Raw genomic sequence first — 10945 nt, forward strand, 5'->3', positions numbered from 1 at the left:
ACTCATAGCTTTGTAAGCGTATTCTAGGGGGCGGTACCCATTTACACAGACGGGAGCGAGGAGAAGTGACCTTAAAAATTGGCATTGTCGGGGTACGTGGGTTAAGTATGATGCTTGGCTTCAGCTCGATTCCCGGCGTGGAAGTAACCGCTTTATGCGATCTGCACGAAGGCCAGCTGCTGGCAAGGGCCGCCCAGCTGCGGATTCCGAATACGTACCGGGTGTATGAAGACATGCTCGAATCGGATATCGACGCCGTCTTCGTCGCCACGCCGATGCAGTTTCATCTCCAGCAGACGATCCAGGCGCTGGAAGCCGGCAAGCATGTGCTGTGCGAGGTGACCGCCGGGGTTACGATGGATGAGCTGTGGTGGCTGAAGGAAGCGGTGGAGAAGTGCGGCAAGGTGTATATGATGGCGGAAAATTACTGCTATATTCCGGAAAACCAGCTGATCGGCAATATGGTCCGGCAAGGAATGTTCGGCGATCTTTATTATGCCGAAGGGGAGTATTTGCACAGCAACCGCCATCTTGCCTACGGTTATAACCGCCGGATCGCGAACGATCCGACGGCGAACCGGACCTCCTGGCGTCATTACTGGCAATATGGCAAACGGGGTAACTTTTACCCGACGCATAGTCTCGGACCGCTCATGCAGTGGTTCCGCGGGGAACGGATCCGAAGCGTCGCTTGCTTCGGCACGGGCTGGCATACAGCCCCGCAGTTCAGGCAGGAGGATACGTCCGTCACGATGTGCCAGCTCGAGAGCGGCAAGCTGATCCGTCTGCGCCTCGACTGCGTGTCGAACCGGCCGAGCAATTGCACTTATTACACGCTGCAGGGAACGAAAGGCAGCTACGAAGCGCCGCGCGGCCTCGGTGATCAGCACAAAATTTATTTCCATAACGACGGAGAGAAGATGGACCACGCCAAGTGGGAACCGCTGAGCGGATATGCCGACAAGTTGCCGGAGCGCTACCTTAACGCCACGGAGGAGCAGAAGCAGACCGGCCATTGGGGCGGAGACTATTTTATCGTACATGACTTCATTCAGGCGGTGCGGGGCGAGGCTCCGCCGGCAATCGACGTGTACGACGCCTGCGAATGGACGGCGGTTGGTCTATTGTCCGAGTTGTCGGTCATGAACGGAGGAAGGGTCATCGATGTGCCGGATTTCCGCAAAGCTGCTTCGTACAGGGATCAAGCGGTTAAACATGAATGGATTTAGTACCGAACGCGAAAGCGGGAGCTGCAGGTGGGTTTGGAGATACGAACACGAAGGAATTTCAAATAAATGAGAAAAAGGGGAACTTTCCATGATCCGAAAACGGTCGGTCGCAATCGTAAGTACAATTCTTGTATTGGCACTTAGTGCATGTAGCAGCGGGAACAAATCAGGGGGTACTACCAACGGACAGGGGGACGGAGTTGCGCCAGAAAAGAATGATATCGCCGCCAAAATTGCAGCAGCAACCTCCAAGCCAGTCGTTATAAACGTGTTCGAGAACTCGGCAACCTATACTCAGGAGATGTTCATGGAGCTGTACGGCAACAAAATCCAGAAAAAATACCCTAACCTCTCCTTCAAGCTGTATTCCGCCAACAAGAACAACGGGGGCGGGTCTATATCTGATTTGATTGCGGCGGGTGTCGCGATCGATCTGGTCAAAGTAAGCGGTGCGAGCTTTTATTCGCTAATGGCCGACAACGAGCTGCAGAACGACGTTTCCGATTTGATCAAATTATACGGATACGATATGAACAAATTATACCCTGCCGTCCAGGAGCAAATGAGGATGTTTGGCAGCAAAGGGGAAATATACGGTATTCCGAATGCGACCGTGTCTACAGCGCTGTTTTACAACAAAGACATATTCGATAAATTCGGAGTCGCTTATCCAAAAAACGGCATGATGTGGGACGAAGTTTATGAATTGGCCGGCAAACTGACGAGGCAAGACGGCGGCGTCCAATATATGGGCTTTCAGGAAGGATACAGCCATCTGTTCCCGGTCAATCAATTATCTCAGGGCTTTATCGACACAAAGACGAACAAGGCGACGCTCAACAACGACAATTGGAAAAAAATCATCGATAACTTTGCGCGGTTCCATCTTATTAACGGAAATGAGTTCGTCCCAAGTTACGTCGATCCATTCTGGAAGGACGGCAGGGTAGCCATGGTTGCCGCGCAAAGCGCCGGTAGCTGGGATTTTGCCAATACGACAACGATCAATTGGGATCTCGTCGAGCTTCCGAGGTTCAAGGAAGCTCCGAAGACGGGTCCCGGCCTTCAGCTCCCGTTTTATGCCATCGCCAGCACGAGCAAAAACCGTGACCAGGCGTTCATCGCAGCCGCGTACATCGGTTCCGAGGAATTTCAGAAGGATTTCGCTAAGCTCGGGTACGTACCTCCGATCAAAATTGACAATTTGATGGATGTGCTCGGCAAAGACGTGCCGAAGCTGGCGGGTAAAAATTTGAAAGCAGCCGTACCGCTCGAATCCGCCGCATCCCCTTATCCGTTCAACTCCTATTTCGGACAAGTGCCGGGATTCTTGTATACAGCATATACGAATGTCGTCACAGGTCAAAAAGATATAAACACTGCCTTGCGAGAAGCCGACGAGGCGGCCAATAAAAAAATTCAAGAAGTAATAGCGGCAAAGAAGTAAGCATGTAGAATACGCGGGAAGTCCGGGCAGAGCCCGTATGCCCGGACTTCCCGCGGAACGGATCGCCCCGTTAGTATATAGTTGCCGTTTGCGTAACAGGCGGCTCCCAGGCGTGTGGGCCCCGTTCGGTTCTCTCGGCAATACCGGATATGTCTGGATTACAGACATGACAACCACTCATTTTACGATACGATGTTCCGATGCTCCGACAACGGATACACAACGATTATGGGAAGCCAAAGCATAGCGGCGGCGGGACTCTCCAACAATGACATAAGTGAGGCGGCTGGGAATCGACCGGCTGCCTTTTTTCTTTTCATATACAGGATATTCCAACAAAAAAGTAGAATCATTTGGTGAATATACATTGTTATGTAAGTGGCCGCGAAGGATTGGTGAGACCAAGTTGAAACAAAAGCTGCTCAGACGGTTCCCTTTTTTGTATAAAGTGCGTGTTTCCCAGCTTGTTGTAAAGCGACATTGAGTGGCGGGCTGCTAGAATGATGTCTGTCTTTTAAGGCGAATACCTCGGAGCTTCTTATTTTTGCTATAATAGCTCTAGCAACTTCCCACTATCAGATGCAAGAAAGGAGCTCCCTCCGTGCATATCGTCGATTACCTAAATAAGCAGGCTCGTGCTGCATCGGCCAGATCGCTGCCGGATTTCGATACCACAGAATCGTTCGAAATCTGGCGCAAGAGCAGACAGATGAAGTTTCACCAGATGCTGGGCATCGATACGTACTTGGCGCAGCAACGCACGCCGTTACAGAAAACGATTACTGGATCTGTAGACTGCGACACCCACCGGATAAGCAAGCTGCATTTTCAGAGCTTGCCCGGCCTGTATGTGACGGCGAATCTGTACGTGCCCAGCGGATTGAAGGAGCCCGCTCCGGCAGTGTTATACTTATGCGGTCATCACGGCAAGCAGAAGGTGCATTATCAGGACCATGCGCGCCGGTTTGCCCAGGAGGGCTTCGTAACGCTGGTGCTGGATACGATTCAGTTGGGCGAGATACGCGGAGTGCACCATGGAACGTACGCGCAAGGAAGATTCGACTGGGTCAGTTCCGGCTACACGCCGGCGGCGGTGGAAGTTTGGAATGCGATTCGCGGTTTGGATCTGCTGTGCGATCTGGACGAGGTCGATCCGAATCGGCTCGGCGTTACGGGACATTCGGGCGGCGGGTCGATCAGCTGGTGGCTGACATGTGCCGATGACCGGATCAAGGCGATGGCTTCGTCGTCGGGCACCGGCGATCTGGCGTCGCATCTTGGTGACCGGACGCTGGATTATCATTGCGACTGCAATTTTCCGAACAATCCGGACGGCTGGTCGTCTGCGGAGAGTTACGCCCTGGCTGCCCCCCGTCCGGTGCTGGTTGTGGCGCCCGATCGGGATCGCGTGTTTCGAATCGATTCTGTACAGCATGTGTATGACCGTTTGAAAGCGTTGTATTGGAAGCTCGGACATGAAAACAAACTGGATTTGTGTGCGTTTCGCGCTCAGCATATGTATACGCCCGAATCTCGCAAACGCATATTGAGCTGGTTTCTGACCCATCTCGCGCATAAGGATATAACGCCGGAATCGGTAGAGGATGTAGATGGCGTAAGGGTCGAAGAAGATCAGCTTCTTGTTTACAGCGGGAAGCCGCCCGAACCGAGCCGCGTGACAACCGTGCAAGAGTGGTTCATTCCATCGCCGCCGCTGCCGGACATCCGCACGGAAAGTCAATTGGAGACCGTTAAAACGAATCTGCTGGACACGTTACGCACGCAAATTTTGAATACGATTCCCGCAAAACCACGGGCGCCATCATATAGTATAGAACAAGAATATTGGGCTGGCCCGTCGTTCGCGCGCAAATTTTCGTTTTCGCCCGAAGCCGATTGGCGGCTGGAGGGTGAGCTTCGGGGGCTGCTCGATACAAGCAAACACCCGCTCGCCGTTTGTATTCGCCAATCGTGCCATCGCAAAGAGGAAGACGCGTATGACGTGCTGAACGGGGTGAAGGACGACTGGCTTCGCGGACGCATCGACGTGAGAGGAACGGGCGATTCGACATGGGGAGTGGAGCTGAATTGGCATATTCGCCGGGCGGCTGCGCTAATCGGGCGGACGATCACGGAGATGCGCATAGGAGACACCCTGTGCGGATTGGACATTTTGCGCCATATGCCCGAGGTGGACTCGCAGCGCATAATACTGGCCGGACGTGGCGAAGCTGCGGTCGTGAGCCTCCTGGTTGCCCTGCTGGATGGAGGAATCGATACCGTGGTGCTCGAGGATATTCCATCGACGTTCGCGTCCCCCGATGATCCCGCCAGCCTGGGTGAAGGCATTGAACTCAAGAACATGACCCGCCATGCGGATATTCCGCAGCTTGCCGCCTTGTTATGGCCAGCCAAAATCGTCGTCATCGGCAATAAGTGGGATCGCTTCGAGTGGACGGAGAAGGTGTACGACTCGCTGGGTAAGCCGGGACAACTGCTCCATTTCGGCAGTAGGGAAGCATACATGGACGCCTTGACTAACGGCACGATTACAGGTTGATGCAGAAAAACGGAACCCGTTATTCGCGCGGGCTCCGTTTTTTTGTTTGGTTTCAGTGCATGATTTGCGAAAGCGTAGCTTTGAATTCGTATTTTGTATCTGGATTGAAAATGGCCCCAACGGAATGGGTCCATTTTCAGCTGACCGGTCATCTGTCCAAGGCAAGTTCTTCCATCGATCATAAACTAGCCGTATATATGATCGATTAGGAGGGAACAAATGCTTATCTCGGTAGCGATGGCCGTTTATAACGGCGAGATGTTTTTGCAAGAAGCTATAGCAAGTATCCAAGCGCAGACCTATAAACATCTGGAGGTTATCATTGTAAACGACGGGTCGACGGATGCTACGCGGGATATATTGAATCACATTCATGACCCCCGGTTTCGCGTGATTCATTTGCCTAAAAATCGGGGAGCTGCCAACGCACTGGTGAAAGCGATACAGCTGGCAAGAGGTCAATGGATCGCTATTCATGATGCGGATGATATTAGCCAGCCTGACAGACTAAAGAAGCAAGCTGCGTATATCCGAAGCCATCCTGGGTATGTTGCTGTCGGTTCCCTTATCCGATGCATTCCGGGAAACAAAAAGCTCCCCGATTCCTTTCTACAATCGACTCAGAATGCATTCAATGACTATGTTACTCCTAAACAAATTATGGATGGGCGGTTCAGCGCATGCCCGTTATGTCACGGGTCAGTCGTTTTCTCCAAGCAAGCGTATCTGGATGTAGGCGGCTATGATTCGAGCTATAAAATTGCCTATGACTATGATCTCTGGACGCGGCTCATCGATTACGGACCGATCGGAAAAGTAAACAAAGTGTTATACAATTACCGTGTGTATCCGACATCGCTTTCCAATAAGAAGTGGCAGGATACGTATGACGAGAAGCTGAGAAGCGCACTCTTGTCGATAAGTAAGGTATGTTACGCGAAACTGGTGAATCCGAGACTCGCCATATTTGCTCCGGATTGGTTGTGCAAAAATCTTTACCATAAAGTTTTACCGGCTACAAACTGCAAAGCAACCCTGTATGTTCATGATCAGTATGAACTCAGTATTTCGAAAGTAAATGATTTGTATAGTAAGGGGAGCATCGATGGAATCATGATGAGCACCTTGATCGACAAAGGGACTATTCGACAACTGATAGAAGCGTTCCAGAGCAATGGAATGATCCTGAACCGTAATTTGTTTACCGTGTAGGTATGCAGAAAAAGGCCGATCCTCAGAGGAGTTCGGCCTTTGCTTTTTTTTACGTTATAACCCCATAAGGTGAAGCCAAGGGTTGATGGGACTGTTCCAAGGATCGTAGGGGACTAGCTTCCCACGTTCTTGGTCCGGTCGGAGAAATATGCTCGCTCGTTTATTTAGCATACTGGCGGTATAAGAAAATGTGCTGCTGCAAATACCCAGCATGTCGCAACGGCTTAGGACATAATGGTCGGGATAATAGTCCGCCATTGGATAAGGGTCGAACAGGTCTCGATAAGTAATGGGGCTGAATTCGGAGAATTCCGGAAGAACCGACTCCAACTCGTCGCTTGCAATGTACAGCACGGGCTTAACCGAGTAAGGCCATATGGACTTGAGCCATTGAATATACCACTCGTTAGGCGGTATAAAGTAAATTTTTTTATCGGCTTCGTCTACCTGACGGGTGCGAAAATCACCTCTGCGCAGGTGCAATCCGATTACGGTTTTTCCCACTGCACGCAAACGACGCAACCCTTTCTCCATTAAGACCGCTACATCAGGGACTGGCTCAAATAAAGAATGGAAATCGGCTCGATAAGGAGCATAGTAGCGCGTGTGGAATTGGAAATACCCTTGGATGTCGACATTAATCAGGCGAGGATGCGGATCGGTCAGCAGTTTTTGTTTGTTTTTTATTTGCGTTTCCTGTATTCTAGGATATTTCCGGTTGACCAACTCGTCCCGATGTCCAAATAAATCTCTTCCGATCCAGGACGATGTCTGCACGTTCAGACCGAAACGCTTCGCATAGATTTGTAAAAAAGCATATTGAATGATTTGATTGCCGAAACGTCCGTAGCGGCCTAGTGTCGACATGGAGATTCCGGGTCTCCCGCTATCCTGATGCAACTCTCGTTCCCCCTACGCTTAGATGTATATTATTTGTTCCAGCTGTGGAATGAGACGGTATTGTATTTGGAGGCAAGCTTGCGTAAATCAGTTTGTATGGTCTTATTCATTTTGGAACGAGTCAGACTAAGATTGTTCCAATACTTCATGACCGCCTGGCCCGGAAAATGAGACAGTACAAAGTTCCCGTAGGTTTCATAATCGGCGAATCCGGAAGTGTGGGTTCGGTCCACGTGCTGCAAAATCGCTTCATACCAAGGTATATGGAATCGTTCCTCGATCGTACTCTTCAACTGAGCCACTTTTGTTTTCTCGAATAGCATGTAATGTGTACAAAACGATTTGGGGGAGACCGGCTTCTCACCCAGTAGTCTTTCGTAGGCGACAAAGTAGGGTAAGTGGTATTCGTCTGCATAATGAAACACCGTTTTACCGTTCTCCTTGAATGCATTCGGTCGGATAAATACGGTATCGGCATCAATGACGAGATAGTGCTCTTCGGCACAAACGATATTTCCGCTAAACTTGATTAGCTGCTGAAAAATCCATCCGGCTCGGTCGATTTCGTTTACGGTATAATCGATTTTGTTTTTGGCAATCGGCACGACCCCCGACTCATCGAAAAAGGCGCAGTTATACCGTTTGCACAACGCTCGGATCTTAGGATCATCGGGTGCAACTACCGCTATGGAACCGATGGGATGTCTGATGTTTTGACGAGCTCCTTCTATGGTATGGGGTAAAACGCTTATGTCTTTCGGAGCCGCCGGAATAACAATATCGATCTTTGTATGGCTCCAAACGGGATGACCTTGATTCACCAACGAACCCTCCCTTCATGGACGGAATTCTACCTTCATCATATGACTATTGTCGGTGTTGGTTCGGACAGGTGCACCTGAGAAAAGCGCACAAGATATGAAAGGGGAGAATGAATAAATTATTGATGACGACCGATTATAGAGCGATTGGAGGGCAGTAATGAAAATATCCGTAGTGATGGCTGTGTACAATGGGGAATTGTATGTTCAGCAAGCCATTGATAGTGTATTGGCGCAAACATACGACAATTTTGAATTAATTGTAATTGATGACGGCTCAACAGACCGTACACCTAAAATACTTGATCGATTGAAGGATAAGCGCATTATTAAATATCGGTTGCCTACTAATCGTGGGGCGGCAAATGCGCTCAACTTTGCCATTAAAAAAGCTCGTGGGGACTGGATAGCCGTACACGATGCGGATGACGTAAGCATGCCGGAACGGCTTGCTGTTCAAGCCGGATATGTTCTGCAAAATCCCGAGCTGGTTGCGGTTGGCTCAAAGATAACCTGTATAGGCGAAAACGACGTGGATCCGAATCAACTTCGAAGGACCGAGACCAACCTTAATTATGGTAATGACAGTGAACTTTTATATCGAAACCGTTATCTTGTTTGTCCGATATGTCATGGAACGGCTTTATTCTCGAAAGCGAAGTTTCTCGAAGCTGGGGGCTATGACACCAGTTTCCGGATCACCTATGATTACGACCTGTGGCTGAGGCTGTTTCAACACGGCCCGATCGGGAAGATCGACGAGGTATTATACAAATACAGAATCCATTCTTCTTCGCTGTCCCGTCGGAACGGGATGGCTACTTACATGGAGAAGTTGCGATGCTGTATCATGCGGTTGCGCCAATTCGAGTATTCACACCTTGCTAGCGATCCCCGGCTAATCGTATTTGCGGACAGGATGATTAGCCGAAATGCGGTGAGACATGTGCTTCCACATTGTCCTGTGCAAATTTACTCCCACTTCGATAATTCTAGCAACGGCTCATATCCTGAGAAAGCAGTGAAATTGTACAAGAGGGGGCGGATTGATGGAGTTATGCTTTTTCAGATAAAACAAAGGAAAGAATTGAGCACTTTTTTCCAAAACAAAGGTATGATACTGAATAAAAACCTGTTCTTATTGTAATAGGCATATCGAATAAGAGCTTAATTATTTCGAGCCGGAAAAAAGGTTGTCGAATATTTCGACAGCCTTTTTAATTTCCTCAAACTTGTGGGTTGATCGCTGCCAAGCCAATACCAGAATCTACGTGTCTAAGCCGCGAGAGCCCGGACAACCTTCAACATGATGTGTATATTAATAAAGTAATTTTTTTACTCTAACATTTCTAACAAATTGAAGGTGAGTATTGGAATGCCAATAAATAATCTAGTTGTTAATGGCGGTTTCGAAACAGGAGGCCTAAGTCCATGGATATCGCTAAATGCCAACATTACCTCGATTAGGGCGCATAGCGGTTTTTATTCTGCGCTTTTGCAGGGTGGCGACGTTAATGCGGTTCTAGCGCAATACGTACCCGTTGAAGAAGGTGAAAGCTACGAATTATTGGTATCGTTGTCGAAGGTGGGGGCAGCACCGAATCCGTTATTATTAGTAACGGTTAGTTATTACGACGATATATTTAATTTCCTCGGTTTTACGGCCATAGAGGCGATTTATGAGGATCGTCTGCCTAATGCTCTCGAAAACGAATGGATTACTGTTTATCACAATACGAGCAACATCCCCTTAGGCGCTTCACAAGCTTTAATTGTGTTTAATAAAGGGCCAACCGCTGGTTCGGCTGACATTCTTATTGATGATGTTCAGTTGTTAAACGCGATAGGCGGGGGCGTAACGGGGCCTACCGGCGCAACAGGGGCGACCGGAGCCACGGGTTCGACCGGAGAAACGGGGGCAACCGGGGAAACGGGTTCGACAGGAGCCACGGGGTTGACCGGAGCCACGGGGTTGACTGGGGAAACGGGGTTGACTGGGGCTACGGGGTTGACTGGAGAGACGGGCACGACTGGGGCCACGGGGTTGACCGGAGCCACGGGGTTGACAGGAGAAACGGGTTCAACCGGAGCCACGGGGCCGACTGGGGAAACGGGTTCGACCGGAGCCACGGGATCGACCGGAGAAACGGGACCGACCGGGGCCACGGGTTCGATCGGAGAAACGGGCCCTACCGGAGCCACGGGATCGACCGGAGCTACGGGATCGACCGGGGAAACGGGCACGACTGGGGCCACGGGGCCGACCGGAGCCACGGGTTCGACCGGAGCTACGGGATCGACCGGGGAAACGGGCACGACTGGGGCCACGGGATCGACTGGGGAAACGGGTTCGACCGGAGCCACGGGATCGACCGGAGCCACGGGATCGACCGGAGCCACGGGGTTAACCGGAGCCACGGGATCGACCGGAGCCACGGGCCCGACCGGAGCCACGGGATCGACCGGAGGCACGGGCACGACTGGAGAAACGGGCACAACTGGAGAAACGGGCACAACTGGAGAAACGGGCACAACTGGAGAAACGGGCACAACTGGGGCCACGGGTTCAACCGGAGCCACGGGGATGACTGGGGAAACGGGCTCAACCGGAGCCACGGGGCCGACCGGAGAAACGGGGTTGACCGGAGCCACGGGATCGACCGGAGCCACGGGTTCGGCTGGAGGCACGGGGCCGACCGGAGCCACGGGGTTGACTGGGGAAACGGGATCGACCGGAGAAACGGGACCGACCGGGGCCACGGGGTTGGCAGGAGAA

8 protein-coding genes are annotated in these 10945 nt (G+C 51.0%); 6 read left to right on the forward strand and 2 right to left on the reverse strand.

Features of this window, described 5'->3' with window-relative positions:
- The first annotated feature begins 65 nt into the window (after positions 1-65).
- The 4 genes from D7M11_RS25680 to D7M11_RS25700 all read left to right on the forward strand — a co-directional run bounded on the left by D7M11_RS25680 (position 66) and on the right by D7M11_RS25700 (position 6448).
- A complete protein-coding gene (locus D7M11_RS25680) occupies positions 66-1229 on the forward strand; it encodes a Gfo/Idh/MocA family protein (RefSeq protein WP_147433499.1) in 1164 nt (387 codons plus the stop codon).
- Between the two features lie 268 nt (positions 1230-1497).
- Positions 1498-2676, forward strand: coding sequence for an ABC transporter substrate-binding protein (locus D7M11_RS25685; RefSeq protein ID WP_193556280.1), 1179 nt, complete (start codon positions 1498-1500; stop codon positions 2674-2676).
- A 601-nt stretch (positions 2677-3277) separates the two neighbouring features.
- Positions 3278-5236 (forward strand): alpha/beta hydrolase family protein, encoded by a 1959-nt coding sequence (locus D7M11_RS25690; RefSeq protein WP_120750131.1) that lies wholly within the window; start codon positions 3278-3280, stop codon positions 5234-5236.
- A 219-nt stretch (positions 5237-5455) separates the two neighbouring features.
- Positions 5456-6448 carry a glycosyltransferase family 2 protein gene (locus D7M11_RS25700; protein WP_120750133.1) on the forward strand — a complete coding sequence of 331 codons (993 nt, stop codon included), beginning with the start codon at positions 5456-5458 and terminating at the stop codon, positions 6446-6448.
- Between the two features lie 54 nt (positions 6449-6502).
- Here D7M11_RS25700 and D7M11_RS25705 read toward each other — a convergent pair whose 3' ends face one another.
- On the reverse strand, positions 6503-7315 hold the full coding sequence (locus D7M11_RS25705) for an alpha-1,2-fucosyltransferase (protein WP_147433500.1): 813 nt from the start codon (positions 7313-7315) through the stop codon (positions 6503-6505).
- Positions 7316-7377: 62 nt separating this feature from the next.
- Entirely contained in the window at positions 7378-8169 is a 792-nt protein-coding gene (locus D7M11_RS25710) for a DUF6492 family protein (RefSeq protein ID WP_120750135.1), read from the reverse strand.
- Between the two features lie 160 nt (positions 8170-8329).
- Here D7M11_RS25710 and D7M11_RS25715 point away from each other — a divergent pair, with 160 nt between their 5' ends.
- A complete protein-coding gene (locus D7M11_RS25715) occupies positions 8330-9316 on the forward strand; it encodes a glycosyltransferase family 2 protein (RefSeq protein WP_120750136.1) in 987 nt (328 codons plus the stop codon).
- A 228-nt stretch (positions 9317-9544) separates the two neighbouring features.
- A partial coding sequence (locus D7M11_RS25720) for an NTTRR-F1 domain (protein ID WP_120750137.1) occupies positions 9545-10945 on the forward strand: 1401 nt, incomplete at its 3' end.

This window comes from Paenibacillus ginsengarvi (assembly GCF_003626695.1).
GTDB lineage: Bacteria > Bacillota > Bacilli > Paenibacillales > NBRC-103111 > Paenibacillus_AB > Paenibacillus_AB ginsengarvi.

Bases quoted from the DNA above. Each gene is read 5' to 3' on its own strand.
- D7M11_RS25700 (WP_120750133.1), top strand. From the start codon at position 5,456: ATGCTTATCTCGGTAGCGATGGCCGTTTATAACGGCGAGATGTTTTTG.
- D7M11_RS25705 (WP_147433500.1), bottom strand. From the start codon at position 7,315: ATGTCGACACTAGGCCGCTACGGACGTTTCGGCAATCAAATCATTCAA.
- D7M11_RS25715 (WP_120750136.1), top strand. From the start codon at position 8,330: ATGAAAATATCCGTAGTGATGGCTGTGTACAATGGGGAATTGTATGTT.